Annotated in this window: 17 protein-coding genes and 5 pseudogenes; 14 read left to right on the top strand and 8 right to left on the bottom strand. The window is 59.4% G+C overall.

The window, feature by feature from the left end:
* Positions 1 to 29: 29 nt before the first annotated feature.
* Positions 30 to 1,010, bottom strand: a complete 981-nt coding sequence (locus AU465_RS00185; RefSeq protein WP_192242690.1) for a sugar phosphate isomerase/epimerase family protein — start codon at positions 1,008 to 1,010, stop codon at positions 30 to 32.
* 161 nt (positions 1,011 to 1,171) lie between these two features.
* Here AU465_RS00185 and AU465_RS00180 point away from each other — a divergent pair.
* Positions 1,172 to 1,792 (top strand): annotated as a pseudogene (locus AU465_RS00180) (LysR substrate-binding domain-containing protein).
* Between the two features lie 26 nt (positions 1,793 to 1,818).
* Here AU465_RS00180 and AU465_RS00175 read toward each other — a convergent pair.
* A pseudogene (locus AU465_RS00175) lies at positions 1,819 to 1,989 on the bottom strand (helix-turn-helix domain-containing protein); the annotation flags it as partial.
* Positions 1,990 to 2,229: 240 nt separating this feature from the next.
* Here AU465_RS00175 and AU465_RS00170 point away from each other — a divergent pair.
* The 3 genes from AU465_RS00170 to AU465_RS00160 all read left to right on the top strand — a co-directional run bounded on the left by AU465_RS00170 (position 2,230) and on the right by AU465_RS00160 (position 5,901).
* Positions 2,230 to 3,228, top strand: coding sequence for a substrate-binding domain-containing protein (locus AU465_RS00170; RefSeq protein WP_192242687.1), 999 nt, complete (start codon positions 2,230 to 2,232; stop codon positions 3,226 to 3,228).
* Between the two features lie 67 nt (positions 3,229 to 3,295).
* Entirely contained in the window at positions 3,296 to 3,772 is a 477-nt protein-coding gene (locus AU465_RS00165) for an ATP-binding cassette domain-containing protein (protein ID WP_192242684.1), read from the top strand.
* A 302-nt stretch (positions 3,773 to 4,074) separates the two neighbouring features.
* The gene (locus AU465_RS00160) at positions 4,075 to 5,901 is read left to right on the top strand and encodes a PAS domain S-box protein (RefSeq protein ID WP_192242682.1); all 1,827 of its coding nucleotides are present in this window, start codon (positions 4,075 to 4,077) and stop codon (positions 5,899 to 5,901) included.
* A 328-nt stretch (positions 5,902 to 6,229) separates the two neighbouring features.
* Here the strand turns inward: AU465_RS00160 and AU465_RS00155 are convergent, their stop codons facing one another.
* Positions 6,230 to 6,490 (bottom strand): NAD(P)-binding domain-containing protein, encoded by a 261-nt coding sequence (locus AU465_RS00155; protein ID WP_312891163.1) that lies wholly within the window; start codon positions 6,488 to 6,490, stop codon positions 6,230 to 6,232.
* A 483-nt stretch (positions 6,491 to 6,973) separates the two neighbouring features.
* Here AU465_RS00155 and AU465_RS00150 point away from each other — a divergent pair, with 483 nt between their 5' ends.
* Complete coding sequence (locus AU465_RS00150) at positions 6,974 to 7,150, top strand: hypothetical protein (protein ID WP_192242680.1); 177 nt, start codon at positions 6,974 to 6,976, stop codon at positions 7,148 to 7,150.
* A gap of 577 nt (positions 7,151 to 7,727) precedes the next feature.
* Here AU465_RS00150 and AU465_RS00145 read toward each other — a convergent pair.
* Positions 7,728 to 8,279 (bottom strand): group I truncated hemoglobin, encoded by a 552-nt coding sequence (locus AU465_RS00145; protein ID WP_192242678.1) that lies wholly within the window; start codon positions 8,277 to 8,279, stop codon positions 7,728 to 7,730.
* Between the two features lie 221 nt (positions 8,280 to 8,500).
* On the opposite strand from AU465_RS00145, the gene AU465_RS00140 reads away from it, so the two are divergent.
* The 6 genes and pseudogenes from AU465_RS00140 to AU465_RS37605 form a co-directional block, all read left to right on the top strand.
* On the top strand, positions 8,501 to 8,812 hold the full coding sequence (locus AU465_RS00140) for a DUF768 domain-containing protein (protein WP_312891162.1): 312 nt from the start codon (positions 8,501 to 8,503) through the stop codon (positions 8,810 to 8,812).
* A gap of 237 nt (positions 8,813 to 9,049) precedes the next feature.
* Positions 9,050 to 9,874, top strand: coding sequence for a non-homologous end joining protein Ku (ku, locus tag AU465_RS00135; RefSeq protein ID WP_192242675.1), 825 nt, complete (start codon positions 9,050 to 9,052; stop codon positions 9,872 to 9,874).
* Positions 9,875 to 10,047: 173 nt separating this feature from the next.
* Positions 10,048 to 10,173 (top strand): hypothetical protein, encoded by a 126-nt coding sequence (locus AU465_RS37020; RefSeq protein WP_281396644.1) that lies wholly within the window; start codon positions 10,048 to 10,050, stop codon positions 10,171 to 10,173.
* Positions 10,170 to 10,937, top strand: a pseudogene (gene xth / locus AU465_RS00130) (exodeoxyribonuclease III); the annotation flags it as partial. The gene AU465_RS37020 and the pseudogene xth, both read left to right, overlap by 4 nt.
* Positions 10,938 to 11,276: 339 nt before the next feature.
* Complete coding sequence (locus AU465_RS00125) at positions 11,277 to 11,480, top strand: CsbD family protein (RefSeq protein ID WP_192242669.1); 204 nt, start codon at positions 11,277 to 11,279, stop codon at positions 11,478 to 11,480.
* Between the two features lie 198 nt (positions 11,481 to 11,678).
* Positions 11,679 to 11,726: pseudogene (locus AU465_RS37605) on the top strand (excalibur calcium-binding domain-containing protein); the annotation flags it as partial.
* A gap of 315 nt (positions 11,727 to 12,041) precedes the next feature.
* Here AU465_RS37605 and AU465_RS00115 read toward each other — a convergent pair.
* The 3 genes and pseudogenes from AU465_RS00115 to AU465_RS00105 all read right to left on the bottom strand — a co-directional run bounded on the left by AU465_RS00115 (position 12,042) and on the right by AU465_RS00105 (position 15,104).
* On the bottom strand, positions 12,042 to 13,004 hold the full coding sequence (locus AU465_RS00115) for a LysR family transcriptional regulator (RefSeq protein WP_192242665.1): 963 nt from the start codon (positions 13,002 to 13,004) through the stop codon (positions 12,042 to 12,044).
* Positions 12,976 to 14,234: pseudogene (locus AU465_RS00110) on the bottom strand (8-amino-7-oxononanoate synthase family protein). Before AU465_RS00110 ends, AU465_RS00115 begins: the two are co-directional and overlap by 29 nt.
* A gap of 147 nt (positions 14,235 to 14,381) precedes the next feature.
* Entirely contained in the window at positions 14,382 to 15,104 is a 723-nt protein-coding gene (locus tag AU465_RS00105; RefSeq protein WP_192242659.1) for a winged helix-turn-helix domain-containing protein, read from the bottom strand.
* 237 nt (positions 15,105 to 15,341) lie between these two features.
* Between AU465_RS00105 and AU465_RS00100 the strand changes: the two genes are divergently transcribed.
* Positions 15,342 to 16,262, top strand: a complete 921-nt coding sequence (locus tag AU465_RS00100; RefSeq protein ID WP_192242656.1) for a nucleotidyltransferase and HEPN domain-containing protein — start codon at positions 15,342 to 15,344, stop codon at positions 16,260 to 16,262.
* 192 nt (positions 16,263 to 16,454) lie between these two features.
* Here AU465_RS00100 and AU465_RS00095 read toward each other — a convergent pair whose 3' ends face one another.
* The gene (locus tag AU465_RS00095; protein WP_192242653.1) at positions 16,455 to 17,516 is read right to left on the bottom strand and encodes a medium chain dehydrogenase/reductase family protein; all 1,062 of its coding nucleotides are present in this window, start codon (positions 17,514 to 17,516) and stop codon (positions 16,455 to 16,457) included.
* Positions 17,517 to 18,253: 737 nt separating this feature from the next.
* On the opposite strand from AU465_RS00095, the gene AU465_RS00090 reads away from it, so the two are divergent.
* Together AU465_RS00090 and AU465_RS00085 are read left to right on the top strand one after the other, a co-directional pair.
* Complete coding sequence (locus AU465_RS00090; RefSeq protein ID WP_192242650.1) at positions 18,254 to 19,636, top strand: adenylate/guanylate cyclase domain-containing protein; 1,383 nt, start codon at positions 18,254 to 18,256, stop codon at positions 19,634 to 19,636.
* 109 nt (positions 19,637 to 19,745) lie between these two features.
* Positions 19,746 to 19,994: phage integrase N-terminal SAM-like domain-containing protein (locus AU465_RS00085; protein WP_192242647.1), on the top strand; the 249-nt coding region annotated here is incomplete at its 3' end.

Below are 19,994 nucleotides of genomic sequence, written 5' to 3'. Positions count from 1 at the left end.
TGGTCTCCTGCGGCATTGATGAGCGCCGGTCACGCGCCGATCAAGGCCCTGTTGACGATCCTCTGGCTGGCTACGGCATCCTGACGGGAGAGCGCGTCGGCAAGGCCGTTGTCGCCCGCCAGTTGCTCGGAAATCGCCAGCAGGCGCTGCACGGTCGCGATGTTGGCCTCGCATTCGGCGACCGGATCGAGCCCGCTTGTATCGGGAAAGGTGTCGAAGTAGAGCGCGCCGTCGAAACCGTCGCGGCGGATCTGGTGGAGCAGTTCAAGGGTCGAGCGGATATGCACCGCGCCGACCATCAGCCCGTCGTCGCGCTTGGCGTAGCCGTCGTTGAGATGAACGCCCAACAGCCGGCTGCGGCGGTGGATCAGATGGGCAACGAGGGCCGGCTGCTCGCCCGCGTAGAGCGCATGCGCGAAATCTATGGTGACGCCGAGATTGGGCGACCCCGCTTCGGCGATGGCAAGCAGCGTCGTCGCCGCGTCCCGCAACAGCGACTGCGCGCGCGGCTCGTCGGGCTTGTACTCGATGCTGATGCGGCAGCCCGGATCATGCTCGGCCACTTCGCGTATTCCGGCGACCTCCCAGTCCCAGACCTGCGTGTAGTCCAGCTGGAAGTTGTAGTCGAAGCCATCCTGGCCGAGCCAAATCGTCATCAGGTCGGCGCCCATGGCGCGCGCCGCGTCGATGCCGCGCTTGGTCATATCGATGGCCTCGCGCCTCACGGCCTCGTCCGGATTGGTGAAAGCACCGCGCTTGAATGCCGGATTGGTGTAATAGCGCATGGCAAGGCCGTTGATGGACAGCCCAAAGTCGCCGATGCGCCGGGCAATGTCTTTAGGCTCGCCGGACACATGGTCGGGAAAATTCAGGTCCACATCGGTAAGGCCGCTGACGGTCGCGGCGCGCTCCGCCATCTGCATCATGCTCGGTTTGCCGGAAAGGTCCGGCCATCGCAGATGCGGCGCGGACGCGAACGAGTTCAATCGGGTGGCGAAACGGGACAGCATATGAAAACCTTCAGCCTTCGGATTTTTCACACAAATACAGAATATCGTAAAGTTATCAAGTGGACAGGCTGGACGCTGCGGCGCAATGGCCGGCCTGGTTCAAGCTCGCAGGCAGCATATCCGAGGCCACAAGCACGATCCGCGGCTACAGGTCGGTGACGATGCTGACGGTGCGGGCAACGCCGACGTTGTCCAACAAATGGCTGCTCCCGCGCCTTGCCTCTTTTCTCGACCAAAACCCGGAATTGGAAATCCGCCTCGACGGAACCAATGAGCCGACCGATTTCAATCGCGAGCTTGTCGATCTGGAAATACGCCATGGCGATGGTCGCTGGCCCGGCCTTTTCGTCGAAGGGCTGGCCGAGGAAACCTTCGTGCCGGCCTGCGCGCCGGCCCTGGCCGTCGCGGGCAGTCTTCTCGCTCGATCTCGTCGCTGATGGTGGCGCCGAGGACCTGACGCGGTTCCGACTGATCCACTCGGTGAAATCGCAGGCATGCAACCGCCGCACCGATGGCGCCGTATCCTGTTCGACCGCTCTCACATGGCTATCGATGCGGCCCTTGACGGGATGGGGATCGCGCTCGAAAGCAGCATGATGATGGAGCGCGAGTTGCGCGACGGTCGGCTCGTCTGCCCCGTCGCCAATCCTCCTTGCGTGCGTATCGTCACGCAGTGGATCGTATGTCCCCGCGACCATTTGAGGCAAAAGAAGGTGCGGCTTTTCCTCGACTGGCTGCGCGCCGAGCGCGACCGGATGCCGGACCAATCGGCACGGCAATAGTCATACGCGGGCTTAATCGGATTCACCACGCGGCGGCCCATCTTGGTCAGCAGGCTCACCCCGAGTTGCACCTCTAGCGCCTGGATCTGCTGGGTGACTGACGAGGGCGTCACGCCGAACTCCTCGGCGGCGCGCGAGATGCTGCCCGCGCGAGCGGCGGCATGGAAAACCCAAATCGCCTTGACCGGTATCTGCATGCCCCACCCGTTCTGGCCGGCCCCTGCCATATCATTTTTCTTTTAGCCCGGCTAAAAAATTGGATAGGCCTTCTAATTTGAATCTAACAGATCGAATGATCTAGTTTTCAACTTGCTGCAACACGGTGAAGTCGTGAACAGTCAGGACGCTTGAGGACGTGAGGATCTGGCCCCGGCGCTCGGGTCTGCAGGGAAGAGGAAGCTCCGGAACTGATCCGGCACGCAATGGGAGGAATTTCGATGACGTTACGGACAAGCGGCCTGCTTGCCGCCTCGACGGCGCTCGCCCTTTTCAGCATAGTCCCGGCTTTCGCCGAGGACAGCTGTCCGGCCTATCCGACGGCCAAGATGGCCAAGATCGAATCGACCGCGCTCGAGAAGGAGTTCGGTGTCGTTCCGGTGCCCAAGAAGGAACTGCATTTTGCCTATATGACCAAGACGCTGATCAACGAGTTCTGGCAGGACGTCGCAGCCGGTGCCAAGGCCGAGGCGGCGAAGTACAAGATCAGTGTCGACGTGCAGGCCGCCAAGGACGAAAGCTCGATGATCGAGCAGCTCAACCTGGCGCAGACCGTGCTGTCGCAGAAGCCGGACGCGCTGCTGTTGTCGCCGCAGTCCGATTCCAACCTGGCGCCCGTGATCGAAGCGGCGCGCGCGGCCAACATCCCCACCATCATCATCGACGACGCGCGCAGCGAGGGCGCCAGCGGCGCCAAGGCGGCTGCCTTCCTGCACCAGACCTATGCGGATGGCGGCAAGGTCGCCCAGATCGAGGCCGCCGCCGGCTCGCCCAATGCGCGCCTGCGCATCCAGGGCTTCAAGGAAGAGCTCAAGAAATATTCCAACCTGGAACTCGTCGCGAGCCAGCCCGGCAACTGGGACCGACTGACCGCGTTGAACGCGACATCGAACATCCTTCGCCAGACACCGGACCTCGCCGGTATCTACGCCAACAATGACGGCATGGCGCTCGGCGTCGTCGAAGCCGTCACCAGCGGCAGCAGCCTGGAAAAGGTCGCAGTCGTCGGCACCGACGGTATCCGGGAGGCCAAGAAGTCGGTCGGCGCCGGCGAGATGCGCGCGACGGTGGCTGAGTTCCCCTTCGAAGAGGGCCAGCTCGGGGTGCAGATGGCGCTGCGGCTTCTCGGCTGCCAGGCCATTCCGCGTTGGATCCTGTCGCCCCAGGCCGTTATCACCAAGGACAACGTCAAGGATTTCCCCGATCCCAACACAAACTGAGGCACCGCAGGTGCTTAGTGTAATCCCCCAAGCAGAGGACGGCGAAAGCCGTCCTCCCGCACTTCGGATGACCAGCATCGCCAAGCGTTTTGCCGGTGTCCAGGCGCTGAAAAGCGTCGATCTCGATTTGCGCGGCGGCGAGGTTCACGCCCTTCTTGGCGAGAACGGCGCCGGCAAGTCGACGCTGATGAAGGTGATGTTCGGCATCGTGCAGCCGGATGAAGGCCGCATCGCGCTCGATCCGCTCGGCACGGTGCGCATCGACGGGCCGCGCGATGCACTGGCCATGGGCATCGGCCTCGTCAGCCAGGAGCTCAGCCTGGTGGCGCAGCTCGACGTCGCCCAGAACATCTTCCTCGGCCGGACACGCGGGTTGAAGCTCGTTCCGCGTGCCGGCTTTCGCCGTGAGGCGCGCGCCATCCTCGACGATCTCGCGCCGCATCTAGAGACCGACACGCCCGTATCGGCACTCGGCATGGCCGACCGGCAACTGGTCGAGATCAGCCGCACGCTCGCCCGCGGCGGCCGCATCATCGGTCTCTGAGAGATTTTACACGCCCCATTTCACGCGGCTCGTGCTTTGGCAGTTGGTGGCAGATAGATCACTTGCACCCAGTTTGCCGCTCCGATGTCGCCGTTTCGTTTGCTCCATCGACGGTTCCATCGGAAATCGTCGCCACTTCCTCGTCCCTGCAGCTCGGCGTTGATCGCCCATCAAATCGTGGTGCCGGCGGGATTGCGGCGTGCTGGCAGCCTGCATCTTTCGTCCGGTCCTGATGCTTTAATGTTCGTGGAACCAATGCGCACACCGGGCGTTGCGGCTCTCATGGTTGGACACCGGACAAGATGAAGAGCAAATTTGCCGGCTTGCAAAGCGCATCGCCAGGATATGATAGCGGGTTGCAATCAAAATTCGATTTCCAGGACTTTTTCGAAAACGGAACCCTTGCGCTGCACGTCATCGCAGCCGACGGTACCGTGCTCTATGCCAACAAGGCAGCGCTGGAGCTGCTCGGCTATCCTGCCGAGGACTACATCGGCCGACACGTGGCCGAATTCTACGCGAATCGGGCGGAAAGCGACGAAATTCTGGAGCAGCTCCGTCGCGGCGCGACAGTTAATCGCTGCCCGGTGAAGATGAGAACGAGGGATGGCGGCATCAAGAACGTAGAGCTTACATCCAACGGCAAATACGAGAACGGCAAGCTGCTATACATTCGCTGTTTCACTGTGAATGTCACCGAACTCAAAAAGTCGCGAGATGAGATAACGCGGGACGAGGATCCGTTTAGGCAAATACTGGAGAGCCTTCCTGTTGCCATTTACACGACTGACCCAGGTGGAAAGATAACCTACTACAACAAAGCAGCAGCCCAGCTCGCTGGCCGTGAACCGCAAGTTGGCAGCGACGAAGGGGGTGTCACACTTCGCCTCTTTACCACCGAAGGCAATGAGCTGCCGCATGCCGACTATCCTATGGTCATGGCTCTGAAGGAAAACGGCCTAATACGCAATGTCGAAGGCGTAGCTCAACGTCCAGACGGGACATTTGTCCCGTTTTTGACGCTCCCGACTCCTCTTCGCGACGCCGAGGGCAACCTGACTGGCTCAGTGAACATGCTCTTTGACCTTAGCGAACACAAGCGGAATGAACGAGCAAGGCAGCGCCTCTCGGCGATCGTAGAGTCTTCCTTCGACGCCATCATCAGTAAAGATCTAGACGGCTTCATCCAGTCCTGGAATGTTGCAGCTGAGCGGCTGTTCGGTTATTCCGCAGACGAGGCGGTAGGCAAGCATATTACGATGCTCATCCCTCCTGAACATCGGGACGAAGAAGACTACATTATCGCCCGCATTCGAGCCGGCGGGCGGGTAGACAGTTTTGAGACAGTTCGGCGGCGCAAGGACGGCAGCCTCATCAATGTTTCTCTCGTGATCTCACCCATCCGGGACGACACCGGCCGGATAATCGGAGCATCCAAAATCGCGCGGGACATAACACCTGCCAAGGAGAGCGAACATCGCATCAAGCTGCTGATGCGCGAGGTCAACCATCGCGTGAAGAATCAGTTCGCGGTAATCACCTCAATGGTACGGGAGACGGCAAAATGGGCGAACGACCCGAGAGAGTTCGAGAGAAATATCCGCGATAGGATAGCGGCGCTGGCGCGCTCTCACGACCTTCTGGTTATTTCGGATTGGTCAGGCGCCACGCTGTTCGACCTGATCCAGGAACATCTTAAGCCATTCGGCCACGAGGACCAAATCTCCTTGTCGGGTCCGGTGCTTACTTTACAGCCCAACGCGGTGCAATACATCGGCATTGCTCTGCACGAGCTCGCCACCAATTCGGCCAAATACGGCGCCCTTTCGAACGGACTTGGCCAAGTGTCGGTAACGTGGCGGGTTAATCCTAAAATCTCAGGCCAGAAGGAATTCGAACTGAATTGGGAAGAGAAGTATGTGCCAGCAATGAGCACAAACTACGACAGCGAACGTAAAGGGTTCGGTACGATCGTCCTTGAACGCGTCACTGCCCAAGCAATTGGCGGCGCTGCCGTCCTCAAGAGAGAGCCCGGCTTTGTAGGCTGGGTGCTGACCGCCCCAAGCACCTCCCTGGCCGTTGCGCAGGTGACTGAGTTGCATGATGTCGACCTCGAACCTGCTTTGTGATGCCTGGTTGACTCCGCAGACCGCGTCCAGCAAAGCGCGGCCCGCGGAGCTCACGATTCTCGGTCGTGATACCTCTGGTTAGCGAGTGGGTTAATTTCGCGATTCCGGCTCCGCTTTTTATGCGACTTTCGAAGCACGAAGCGTGAACATCGACCCCAGGTTGGCCTCGGTTCCCGCTCGCCTTGAGACGTTTCGTGTCATGAGCGGCCATATCGATTGGCCGATTGTTGGGGTCGTCCGCGAAGACGGCGCCTGCTTGGCCCAAAAAGACCGTCAGCAATCGCTGGTCATTCCTTCGATCCGCAGGACAACTAAGCGCGCGGTCTGCCTATCGCGCGGCAGCTGGGCTGCAGCCATCCCACGGTGAAGGTCTACGTGGCGGCGGACGGCGTGAACCCGGAGCGGCCGGGATACTTGCCGAACGGGATGCAAGAGTTATCGTCTCAACGCCCTCCACGGCCTCCTTCTTGGAGATAGCCATAGCTGCGACATCGCGGGCAAGATTGCGGACGGTATCTGGCCGCTTCGAATTGGCGAGCTGGACCTCATGGCCGCTGGCTACAAGCCTTCGCGTCCGAACGGCTCCAATATTTCCGGCGCCGATGATTGATCTTCTCGGGATTTCTTTTCGCCAAAACTATCATCTCGTGAAATGCACTCACAACGCCTGACTCATCGAGCGGAACAGGACGTCCTGGATGCCGCGTCAGAAGCGAACCTGCATATGTGGGGCGCCATGGAGCGACCATCGCATTTGCTGTTTCTTGATCATCCGCTTGCCGAAGTGGATTCACCGCCGACTCGGCGAGGGTCGTGGCAACGCGGAGTCCGGCTCGGTACGCTTCCGTAGTTGATGATCGCGCCGCGGTTCGAACGGACATAGGTCAAGAGCTGCGCTCCGAGGCTGCGAAGCCGCGCGATCGAGAACTCACCGCCCGCCAGTGGCTGCGGCAGTCTCGCCAGGAGTTGTTCCAGGTCGCGGATCGCGCAATCGACCCGACCGTGCCACAGACGCCACATCACGGCCCTGATGTCCCTGTCGATGGTGAGGGGCAGGCCGGGATCGCACGATGTGATCGGCGATCTGCTGCATGGGCTGGATCTTCATGGCGATGTGGAACCAGATGAAGATGTGGGTTTCGGCATGGCGCGCGGTAGGCGCTTCAGGATTTCGGCACCGTTCCAGATCACCGTCATCGCCAAAGCCGCGATATTGAGGCTGCAAGCGGTCGATTTCTCAGGGACGTAGCCGCGACCCAATGGAGCTCGAAAGCCCGTGCCACTTGGCGGCGGGCTTTTCTTATAGTTGGCAAAATGAGGGTTGGTTGCCGGCCTGCGGTCGGGCTTGCGTTGTCGTACGGCTATAAGCTGCGCTATCGGCTGCTCTTGATCACCTTCGCCTCGCGCATGAGCGAGGTCCAATTCAGGCGAAGAAGGAATATCAGTTCGAGCGCCTGAGACTTGCTAATACCAGTCTCGACCTGTAGGCGATGAACTATAGCGTGCAGACTAACTAGCCCGGTTATCATTTTCTGCCATTGAGTGAGTCCCTTCCGAGGGGACCAGAACGGCTCACGCAAAGTAAGGTTCCCAAGGCCAAGTCACGCGACCGATCCCAATTGCATAGCTATGTATGCGGCCCCGAGAGCGAGCGGCTGTAGCAATGTGTTCAGGCCACAGGGACGGCGCCGGCCGGGCCTGATCGGACGCGTAAAGCACGTCCGCGGCGAGGAAGACTTGCGCACGCTTCATTGCAGGATTCCCGGGAAGAGCATCCGAGCCAATAATCGGTTCTCACGCCATCCTTCACCTGGCTACCGACGGCTTCAGCCCTTTTTGACGTAGCCGGCGGTAACCTCGTCCTTGTGCGCGGCGAAGGCTGCCAGCACCTCCGTCTTCTCAGCCTTCGGGACCTTGAAGTGGTCCAGGGTCCGCCCGAGTTCCGCTGCAACCTCATCGAATTCCGCCGGAGAGATGCGCAAGTCGCGGTGGGCCTCCTCGAGGCCGAGCGGCGTCGCGCCGGGCTTGGTGGCCACGAACTTGAAGGGGCCACCGGAAACGTCGCAGACCCAAAGCGTGCGCATGAACTTGAGGCCGGGCAGCCGTTCAAGATTCGTGGTGTGCCATTTCCGCAGTTGCGGGTTTTTGGACTTCTGGCCGACGATGGGGTTCTTCACGACGGCGTCGCTGAAGTAGTCAATCACCGCCGCGATGGCGAATACGCCCCCCAGCCGCTCATACAGACTTTTCTCAGGCGTCGTCTGCTTGGTCTGCGCGCGCGCGTTATCGGCGCGCAACACAGCCGTCGATGCGGCGGCCACCGCCAGCCCTGCGACGACACATCGTCTTGTGAAAGGGGTCGAAACAGCCGTTGTCATCTCTGGTGCCTTTCGAGGTTAGGCCAGAGCAAGCCGCAGCCTGTCTGGCGGCTTCAATGATATGATTTTTGGAACTCATGCCTTCACCCAGGCATTGCCTGCCGCATAAACGATCATTCCGCCGGGATTATTCCGATTGGCGAAATGCCGCGTGGGCGAAACGCCAAGATGGAACCTAAGGCTGCATGCTGTCTTAATTTTCCGGTGGCGCACCCTCGCCAGTGAGCGCGCTGCTTCGGGCCGCACAGCCCGAGAGCTCGCCATCGTCCCTCACGGTGGCGGGCTCGCGCATCTTCGGCACACTGGGTAATAGAGCGATGAGCAAGCGCGGCGCGGAATTCTTCGGGCAGTGGATCACCGACAACGTGATCCGCGGCAGCGTCGGGGCAGATATCATTTCCGTATCTGAACTGACCGACAAGCTGTTTTCCGATGCCAAGCTCGCGGGCGTTTCCGAGCAGGAAATCGAGGAGGAAGTCGGGAGTGCCTACGAGGCGATCCTGGCGGCAATCGTCGGTCGCGACGGCGCGTAGCGCTACGGATCGTGACGCAAACATCGCATTACACCTTGGAAGTAGTCGATTCCTTTTGCGGATGCAGCTGCTTAAAACCAACCGAGCACACACAAAGCCCGTCGCCAGCGCTCCCAATAGGCGACGGGCTTTTTAGCAGCGGCCCAGCGGCAGGCGTCGGGTCGGCATCTCACAACCCTCATGGAACCACGCGCTAGCCGTAGGTGTTCCTATTGATCGAATGGCAAGGTCATAGCGATGGCGGCACCGCGCGCGGTTTGGAAGGGCTTTCTGAAGGTAGGGTCGGTCTCCTGTGGCGTGAAGCTTGTCGGCGCCACAAGTGAGGCCTCCAAGATTCATTTCAAGATTCTCAACCGTAAGGACGGCCTGCCCGTCAAAAGCGCCTATGTCGACGAGGAAACTGGCGATGTCGTCGCGGCGGAAGACCAGATAAAAGGCTATGAAGCGGACAAGGGCGATTTCATCGAGATCGAGCCCGACGAGATCAAAAAAGTGAAGCTGACTTCGCAGCATACCCTCGAGGTTGGCGAGTTCGTAGCGATCGACGACATCGATACTCGCTACCTCGAAAAGCCCTACTATGTCATTCCGGCCGATGGCGCAGCGGTTGAAGCGTTCTCCGTTCTTCGCGAGGCCATGGCCAGGAAACGCGTCGCGGCCAGGTCCTGTGTCGTACTCTACCAGCGCGGCCGGGAGGTCGTGATCCAACCCTTTGGCAAGGGCATGCTCCTGACCGAACTGCGCACTCATAACGAGATGATATCGGAGGGCAGCGTTTTCGACGATTTGAAGAATCCGAAATATGACAAGGATCTACTTGAGATTGCCGGTCTGCTGATCGACAAGAAAGTGACCAAGTTCGACCCCTCAAAATTCGAAGATACCTATGAGGACGCGTTGATCGCCATGATCGACGCCAAGCGCAAAGGCAAGAAGCCGCCGAAGCCCGCGCCGCAGCCCAAGGAGAACGTCGTGAACCTCGCCTCGGTGTTGCGCAAGAGCCTGGAGAAGGAAGGGATCAAAGAGCAGTCGAAGGAGAAGGCGCGCCGAAAGTCGGCGTAGCTGAACTAGATCGCCTTCCCGGCACGACTATTGCTCTGGCAATCGCCAATTCGATCTCAAGCCAAGCGCTTGCCTTTTGCGAATATCATTGCTCGCAGCGATGAGCCCGACGGAGCGACCGCATCACCTCGCCGCGCTTCCAGCCAGCAGCATCCCGTGGAGAGGACACCCAGGTGAAAGACGTCATGGAGAAGCAAAACCTGTCGAAAGCCCAGGCGCGCGCGCTGGTCCACCGCCATGGAAACGATTGGCGAAAGATTGACGAGGCGGCCAAATTCGAAAGCGATCAGCTGGAATGACTCGCATCGCCACTTTCAATGTCAACGGCGTGAATGGCAGGCTCCCGGTGCTGCTGAAATGGCTTGAAATGACGGACTATGACGTTGTCTGTCTGCAAGAACTGAAAACCTCCGACGAGAAGTTTCCAGCCGATGCGCTCAAGACGGCAGGCTACACCGCCATCTGGCACGGCCAAAAGTCATACAATGGCGTCGCTATCCTCGCCCGCGGACAGGAACCTATCGAGCGTCGACGCGGCTTACCCGGCGACCCTGACGACACGCACAGTCGATATATCGAAGCGGAGGTCGGCGGCATAATTGTCGGTTGCCTCTACCTTCCTAATGGCAATCCAGCTCCCGGCCCGAAATTCGATTACAAGCTGCGTTGGTTCGATCGCCTGATCAGCTATGGGAAGCACCTGCTTGAAGAGGCCAAGCCAACGGTGCTCTGCGGCGACTATAATGTTGTGCCGACACCTCTCGATGCGGTCGTTCCGCAACCCTGGCTCGGTGATGCCGTGTATTTCCCGGAATCCAGGGCGGCCTGTGCGAAAATGCCTCAAGGCGGGTGGCTCGATGCAGTCCGGAAGATTCATCCTACAAAGGGCGTCGACACCTATTGGAATTTTTCCTATCGTGGGAATTACGACCGCAGCTCTGGCCTTCGCATGGATCACCTCCTCCTAAGTCCTTCGCTCGGTGACAGGCTGCCAGACGCCGGCGTCGACGTCGACGTGCGCGATTGGTTCAAGCCAAGCGACCACGCGCCGGCATGGATCGAACAGAGGCTTGAGCAGCCACACAGATTGGTTTTCCTCTGGCCTCGACTTCCTCCTGGCGGATGCCTTCGCGGTCGGCATCCGACATGCATGGGCTGGCCAAGTCCTGGGCGGCAATTTGCAACGAAGAAGCCCGACAAAGCCGCCCCGGCTGGGAGACGACCGGGGCGGCTGGATCGGGCTCTGGATTGCCGGTCCGGCAGCGCGCTTTCGCATGAGTGCGGGGAACTGCGCGCCATGGTGCGAGAGGAACATCAGTGACGTCATGGAGTTCAATCAAAAGCCGGAACCTCCGTGCAGCGCCGCCGTTAGCGCATTATGCAAACAAAGGAGTTCCGCACCATGGATTGGAATCGCGTCGAAGGAAACTGGAAACAGGTTAAGGGCAAGGTCAAGGAACAGTGGGGCAAGCTCACCGACGATGACCTCGACCGCATCGCCGGCAAGCGCGACCAACTCGAAGGGAAGATCCAGGAACGTTACGGCATCGAGAAGGATCGTGTACGCCGCGACGTCGACGACTGGGCGCGCCGCCAGGGGTGGTAGCATCCACCGTCCGAATGGACGATGCCGCAGCCCTCGTTGATGGCGAAGAAAAGTTCGTCCGGCGCGGCGAACGGCTTGGAAAGCCTGTTCGTGGATGGCCTGCAAAGCGGCTATTCATGCGAGCCGCGGCGGTACTGCTCGCAAATCAGCTCGTGCGACGAGGCGCAATGGTATTTGCACAACTGCTCTTGGGGCTAGAAGCTGGACCGGGATGGCGACGGCGTCGCGTGCGAGACGCGTTGCTAGGATCTGGGAACAGGCAACGTCTGCTTCGCGAAAAGATTTCTCAATTTTCTTTGGTATCCAGAAATGGGCGTGGTCCACCCGGCGCTCGCCTCCCGGCTGTTCGGTTCGAAGCGCCTCGCCTGGAGTGCTTCCTTCGAGCAGCGAGCCGCGCAAAGCGATGCGGCGATGGCATCCGGCTACACGCAACCGTTCTTGTTGGGTCGCAGTGACTGCGTTTCCGCTCCTTCAGCCATTGACGGAAACGCCGCCGCCGCCCAAAGGGTAGTTGTCTTACACAATTCCGGACGGAAATCTGTACGCGCTTGCTGGAATGGCCTAACGAAAGCGTGTGCTTTGCGAGTGTTCTGGAGGCGGAATCGTATTCGCCAACTTTCTGGCAAGGCCGATCAGCCGCAAAACGGCACGCTTCGGATTCGTTTCAAGCCAAAAGGCTCCGACCGAACAGAGACTGTTTTGGCCATCAAGAGGCCTCCACGCCGTTGCATCAATGGCGACTGTTTGAGCGAAGCTCTCCCCTGCCAACGTAACGCCTTGGCCTAGCTGTACATTGAAGATGACCGTCGCTTGGCCAGCTTGGCATAGCTTGACAGTTGGGCAGCACCCGTCAGCAACGACACCCTCCAGCAGATGGAAATCCAGCAGCGGTCCGCTCGTTCCGACTGGCATGAGCAGTTGCATGCCCGCAAGGTCTGCCCATGTGACAGCCCGCTTTTCGGTGAGCGGGTGACCAGCTGGCAGAAGAACGAAGACTCGCTCTTGCCACAACATCTCGCCGCGGCACGACGTGACCGTGCCGAACCCTGGCGCAAAGACGACGTCGAGGCGCCGACGGCGCACTGCCGACAGGCATTGTTCGCGCGAAATGTCCTCAATGGCCAAACTGACATCGGGACAGGATTTGCGGAAGCGCTCGACAAGGCGCTTCAGGAATTCTCCTCGGGCCACTGCGCAAAGACCAATCCTGAGAATCTTTGCGTCCCTATTGTCGCGGGCGGTGTCACGGAAAGCTTCCTGCAAACCTTCGTAATGGGTCCGAACGACGTCGGTCCAGGCTCGACCTGCCTCGGTCAAACGAACACCGCGAACGTCGCGCTCGAACAGCTGCATCTCCAAAAGCTGTTCGAGCTTAACGACGTTGCGACTGACACTGGATTCACGCACTCTCAGCTCTCTGGCCGCCTGCCTCAAGCTGCCATATTCCATAGCCGCAAAGACATACGACAACAGCCTCAGCGCATTGCCGTACGCGTCACGGCTGATGGGCTTTGCGGATATCATCCCGGACCATGTCGATTTCAGAGCAAAGCGACCGGATCTGCCCCTCGGAATGGCCCGCGGTCAGACAGACGCGCAAGCCCGCCTGCCCACGGGCTACGGTCGGAAAAAAGATAGCCGACGCATAGAAGCCTTTTTGAAGGAGGACCCTGGCCGCCGCGACCGCCATCAATTCCTCGCCGAGGTGAATCGTGCGGATCGGAAGCGGCTTTCCGCTTTGCGCGGTAGGCATGAGCGCGTCGAAGAGGGCAATCCGCTTCTGGAGGGTTGCCTGAAGCCGACCGAGCTCATCCGTGCGGTGCAGTCTCGCTGAGGCAAGTGCTGCTCCGATTGAAGCCGTGTTGATCGACGCGGAAAACGCATGAGCCACCGCAAATCTGCGAAACAGGTTCTCCTGATGGACGGTCCCGAGCATCAACATGCCGCCTGACGCGCCGAAGCCCTTGCCAAGTGACGCAGCGATTATGGTCCGGCTGCCCAGCTCGTCCATCTGCGACCTGGCAAAGCCTTGCCCCTTGTCGCCAAACAACGAAATGCCATGGGCATCGTCAATGTAGAGAAACAAGCCGTATTTTTCCTGAAGGCGGCGCAGTTCGTTGATTGGAGCGCTGCCACCCATGGAATAGACTCCATCGCAGATGTAGGCGACCGCCTCGTTCTTGCGGCAGAGCCGCTCGAGACCAGCGAGATCATTGTGCGCCAACGTCTCGACCCGTGTCTCGCTGGCGATGGTGCCCTTGTGGTAAGCGAGTGTCGCATGAGCAAGCCGATCGAAGGCCATGACCGGTTTGTACCCACCGGTGTGAGGTGCCCAGAGGCAATCAACGGAAGAGCACTCATGTTGGCGGCGAGCACAGTGGTGTAGGTGATCACCTTTGCGTTGAACAGATCGGAGAGCGATGCTTCCAATTCGCCCAGGCTGGCGAAATTCAAGCGGGTACGAGCACATGACCAATGCAGCGTGCCTGAGCTTCGTACAGCATCCACCGCGCCGGCGACAATGGCGGGATGATTGTCCAGGCCGAGATAGGAGCAGCGAACAAAGTCGACGATTTGGCGACCGTCGTAGTTCAGGATGACTGTCCGGCCCTCGGAAGGACGGACATAGAGCGCCATGACACCCTGGTAGTGAGCTGCTTCGAAATGCGTGTCGGCCGCCTCGATGAGACTAGCCGTGTTTCGGAAGGCTGCACGCGTCCGCCCAGCAGAATAACCGGGAATATGATCTTTCATAAATTAAGCTCCGAACTGTCGAAAGACAGTCCGAAGCGTGAAATTGCCGCGCGCCTACCTCAACGAAGGCAAAGACAATTTCCTCATAAATTCCGACCGACCGATCGTTGCAACTTCGTGCGGCGGTGAAGATACGCAAAGCTTCGTTTAATCGAACTCCACCGCATATCCGCTCGATCGCACAGTGCGGATAATGGGGCGGCCAGTCATTTGCTCGAGCAGCCGGCGCAAGCGTCCGACGTGAACATCGACCGTTCGGGGCTGGACGATGTAGTTGGGTGGCCACGCAGCGCTGATAAGTTCGGTCCTGGTGAAGACGCGGCCTGGCGCCTGGAGCAGGAGGCTCAGAAGTCTGAACTCAGTGGGGCTGAGTTGAACCTCCTTAGAGCCGTGCCTTACTAGACGCCTGCCCGTCTCGAGGCTGAATTCCCACACATCGAAAATGCCCGTTTCTCCCCGAGCCTTAGGGACCATACCTCCCGAAACGACCGAGTGCAGGTATGCCAAGATCTTGCCCGGCGATGTCGGTCGCACGAAGGTTTCATCCACTCCTGCCCTCAGCAGATCCAGATGGTGCTGTTCGTTCCCACCCGGCATCAGGGTCAGCAGGCGGACATGTCTCGTTGCCGGGTTGGCCTTGATCCGGAAGCAAAGTTCCAGCGCGCGCTCGACATTGTTTTCGGTGTCGAGAAGGATCGCCGCCACCGATGGCTGCGCCGCCAGCTCCTCCAGATTCTCATCACTTGCCAGCACAGACTTGAAGCCCTCGGTGGCGAGGATGTGACTGAACAGAAGATACAGGTCGGGACTCTGCGACCAGAAAAGGACCGAAGGCTTCATGCAGGATGCCGCTCCCGACTGAATGGTCATGCTTAATCCGCCATTTGTTGCGTCAAAAATATGGCTAGGACTCGGGCACGTTGCGCAAAAACCTCCCTCATCGTCGTGTTATGCGCAAAATCTTCACACTTTTTGCTGGATGTGTCCAGAAGGTTTGCTACTTTTTGTTGCAACAAATATGTTGATTGGCCCCGCCGAATGCGGCAGTCTGTGGATTCGAGGCTTTGTCTCGGTTATGCATGCCGGATGGACGACCGACCCTTGCTTATGAAATCCAGCATCGACCATCTGCCGCCGCTGAAGCAGCGCGAGCTCGCGCGGGCCGTGGAAGTGCTGATCGAAGAATTCGAGGACGCGCTGAAGGGCGCAACAGCGGATTTCAAGAAGCGCGGGCGAATTCTCAAGGTCATTCTTTTCGGATCTTACGCCCGCGGCGGCTGGGTCGACGAGCCGCATACCAGGAAGGGATATCGATCAGATTTCGATCTGCTGGTTGTGGTCAACAACCGCAAACTGACGGATTTCTCAGCCTATTGGCGGACGGCGGCAGATCGCCTGATGCGCGAGGTGAACACCCCGGTCAGCTTTATAGTTCACTCGCGCCGGGAGGTGAACACAGCGCTCAAGGAGGGCCAGTATTTTTTCGTCGACATTCGCCGCGACGGTATTGTGCTCTACGAGCTCGATGATGAGCCACTAGCAAATCCGATTCCGACAAGACCAGCCGATGCCATTCGACTGGCCTCGGACTATTTCGAGGACCGGTTGCCCCACGCCAAGAAATTTGCAAAAGGTGCTGTATTCTATCAACGAGAGAGAGATTTCAAGGAGGCGGCCTTTCTACTCCATCAATCCATCGAGCAAGCATATGGAGCGTTGCTACTCGTTTTGACGAACTACAGCCCGGCCTCTCACAACATCAAATTTCTTCGCGGCCTCGCCGAGGATCAGGCTCAGCAACTGGCAGAAGTCTGGCCTCGCGACCAGCAGCGGTTCGTGGCCTGGTTTAACATAATCAACGAGGCCTATGTGAAGGCGCGCTATTCGCGGCACTTCGAGATCACCCAGGAGGCCCTCAGCTGGCTTTCCGAGCGCGTTGCGGACTTGATCGATCGTATCGAAAAGATCTGCCGATCACAGCTTGAGAGGCTGAATGACCAGGCCGAAAAGGCTGCGCGGCGGTTGTAAGGCATGATGCCTACCATTCGCCGAGCAGCTGTCAGTCAACGCTGCGGAGGTTTGCCCATAACTCGGCGGCGGGACTTGAGCTGGAGAAATGAGCAATCAACATACGGAACTGCGGCTTTGCGCCTGGAAGCAGTCGTTGAAACGATCAAGGCCAACGTGGGAGGCGGTCTTTCACGTTTCAAAGGCTCTGCTCTAGCACGGGAACCCTTGCCAGGAGGCCAGCGAATTGCAGATTAGCACGAGCTTGCCTTTGACGCCTCCCTGACCGAGCAGCTCCTGGGCGCGACGAGCCTCGGTCAAAGGCATCCGCATGGCCACCATCGGCTTGACCTTCCCGTCGCGAAGCAGCTCGAGCAAGGCGCCAAGATCCTCGCGGAACCAAGCGGGCTTCCACCGTTTCAGATATTGTATGCTGTAGGGGAGTATGCGTCGTCGGCCTGGTGAAATAAACGCGCGGACCGCGTACCACGCAGGTCGCAATATTCCCCGTAGACGATAGCGCAAGCCGCCTGCCAGTTGGCCCTTCTGCAGAAATGAAGTGAAGCCATAGGCTATGACGCAGCCACCAGGCCTCAGAGTCCGAAACGAACGCCAGACATTGGCTTCGCCGACCCCGTCGAAGACGACATCCACGCCGTCGTTTGTCAGGCGATGGATCTCTTTGACGAAGTCGGCGCGCTCGTAGTCGATCGGCGTGGCCCCAAGATCGGATACGATCTGATGAGCTGCAAGAGATGCAGTTCCATACATCTCCAGACCTGCCAGGCGGCCAAGTTGCAGGAGAGCCGTGCCCACTCCGCCGGCCGCGCCATGCACAAGGACCCGTTGTCCCGCTGAGGCATGCCCAAGGCGATGCATCATCTGATAGGCCGTAACGTAGTTCAGCACGAGGCTAACTGCCTCGGCGGGATCAACACCAGTTGGAACCGGAGTGAGTTCATCTTCCGGCAGACAGATGAACTGGGCGTAGCCACCGTGAATGGGCAGCGCCGCAACCATTTTACCAACCATCGCATGGGACGCGCCCTCTCCGGCCTCGTCCACGAGGCCTACAATGTCCCATCCTGGCGTGAATGGCAGGGTCGTCTTTTCCGGATGAATTCCCTCCCGCATCAAAAGCTCTGCGAAGGAGACGCCGGCGGCGATTATTCGCACCCGCAGCTCACCTGACGCCGGATGGGGCGCGTCTTCCTCCACGATCTCCAGAACTTCCGGTCCGCCATAGTGGCGAACAACGACGCGCAGAGACTTCATGGCAGGCTCCGTCCAGATTGGACTCCTCCACTGAGGCAAACTCAGACGAAAAGGTAGCGCGCGCGGGTATGAAGCGACTTGCTCCAGATCAAACCCACTAGAAATGGGTCGCCACCCACAAATGACCGTTTGGGCTCACGACCCCGACCCGGCAGGTTGAACGTCTGAAGCCGGAAAGCCGCCATTCGCCATTCCGCTTCCGGCCCCAAGGCTGTCGGACCGCTTTGCGCCCCGCTGCGGACAGACATCACGTCTTTGCGCTGACCGCGTCCGCATCCTGCAAGCGCCCATCGTTTATTCCCTCGCGTGAGGCCGCTTTGCGCAAGCGGATCTGATTAAGATAGGCGGCGGCCAGTTACAGGGCGCGAATGCGGAGTGACTTCGGCCAGTACGGAGAGGGCCGGCATCGGTAACCCTCCATAGACATTCGTATTCCGCCGAGCGGACGATCACTGCCGATGCAGAGCGGTCGTTCCCCGCAAGAGCGATGGGGGGCTAGACTTAGCCGAGAATGTCGTCGGACCGCGGTCATTCAGAGAATCGGACGCGGATCACACTACCACGTAGTATTCTTCCATCGCCTCCTGCCAGCCAACAGAGAGTGCGCTAGGCTCATGGTCTTCGCAACGAAACCACCCGGCTTGTCGGCGCCCGAATATTGCATGATTCGATTGCCTGAGCCGATTGGTGCTACACTGGCAAGCTGGCCAACGCCCGCAGACCCCTGTTCCGGAATTATGACCAAAGTAACCGCTCTACCTGATCAGATCGATTTTGACGTGGCCGACGATGAGACCTTGCTCGAGGCGGCTCTCAGATCGGGTGTGCCGTTCGCACATGCCTGCGGCGGCCGGGCTAAATGCTCGACATGCCGCGTCTGGGTGCTCGATGGCCTGAAGACCTGCCCGGACCGGAATTCTGATGAGACTTCGATGGCGGACCGGTTGAGATTGGCGGATGAGGTTCGGCTGGCCTGTCAGCTCAGGCCGGAAGGTGAGCTTCGCGTCCGACGCCTGGTGCTGGACGAAATCGACATGATGATCACCAGCCAGATTGGCGGTTCTGCCGCGACGCGTTGCGGCGAAGCAAAGCATGTTGCGGTCTTCTTCAGCGACATTGTCGATTTCACGGCGCTGTCTGAGCAGCTTTCGCCCTACGACGTGATGTATCTGCTCAATCGCTACTTCGCCCAGGTCGGCGACATCATCGAGCAGAATGGTGGTTTCATCGACAAACTCATCGGCGATGGACTCATGGCAATATTCGGTATCGAAGGCCAACCCGACGCTCCGCTCCGCGCCGTGAACGCCGCGCTTCAGACCCTCGCCACAGTCGATCGTCTGAAGCCGTTCTTTGCCTCGATGTATGGCATCGATTTCGATATTCGGATCGGCCTCAACTATGGCGAAGCCGTCATCGGCACATTGGGTTTTGCCGGACACGAACGTCTCACGGCAATCGGCGACGTGGTGAATCTGGCCAGCCGAGTCGAGGCGGCCAACAAGGATGCCGGTACGCGACTGTTGATATCCGAGGCCCTCCGTGACCAGATCGCCGACAAGGTGGAAATCGCCGACTTCGTCAGAGTACGCCTTCGCGGTACCGTCGAGCGCACGAGCCTGTTCGAAATCGTCAGGCTGAAGCCCGAAATTGACGCCGAGCTGAATGCCAAACGGCCTCGCGAAACCATTCGTTACGGCGGTAAGAGGTGGATTCGCGCTTTTGCCGAAGACGAGCTTCAGCCTTACGAACGCCGGATTCTCGATTTTGAGAACTACGATATCGTCGTCGTTCGCGGATCCGACAGCTATTGCGCCTTCAACAATGCCTGCCCGCATCTTCATCTGCCGCTCTACGAACGCCGAAGTTCCGCTCACGTCGAAGTGCTGAAGCTCCCACACACGGAGAGCACGATCACCGCAGATCTTGGCTTGGTCTGCCGCTGGCATCAGAGTTGTTTCGACCTGCTTACTGGCGAAATCAGGGAGTGGGCCAAGTTGCAGCAGGATGGTACTGCGCCGGGCTATGAATTCGCGGGTGACATTTCGAAAAACCGCGCAAAGCTGATCGTTTATCCCTGCCGAAAGCAGGATGGCTTTGTGTGGATCGGGCTCGAGTGAAAGCGACGGTCCGTCGCGATCCGGTGTCGCCTTTTTCACCGAAGCTGACCTTCGCAGTGCCCATTACAATTGTCCGGATCGGGTCCCTTCTGCTTGAGAGGAGCATCCGATGACCGTCCCTTCGCATCCATCCGGCAGCGCGCTTCGCGAGCGCATGATCGAAGACATGTGCATGCGCGGCTTCACCGAGGATACGCGCCGTGACTATATCCGTTGCGTCAAGGCGTTTGCAGCCTTCATCGGGCGCTCGCCTGATACCGCGACGGCTGAGGACCTGCGGCGTTTCCAGCTGCACCAGACCCAGGCTGGCATGCGGCCGCCGGGCATCAACGGTTCGGTCTCGGCGCTGCGCTTCTTC

Origin of the sequence: Mesorhizobium silamurunense, assembly GCF_014843905.1 — a bacterium.
GTDB lineage: Bacteria > Pseudomonadota > Alphaproteobacteria > Rhizobiales > Rhizobiaceae > Mesorhizobium > Mesorhizobium silamurunense.
This window is presented reverse-complemented; position numbering and strand designations above follow the sequence as displayed.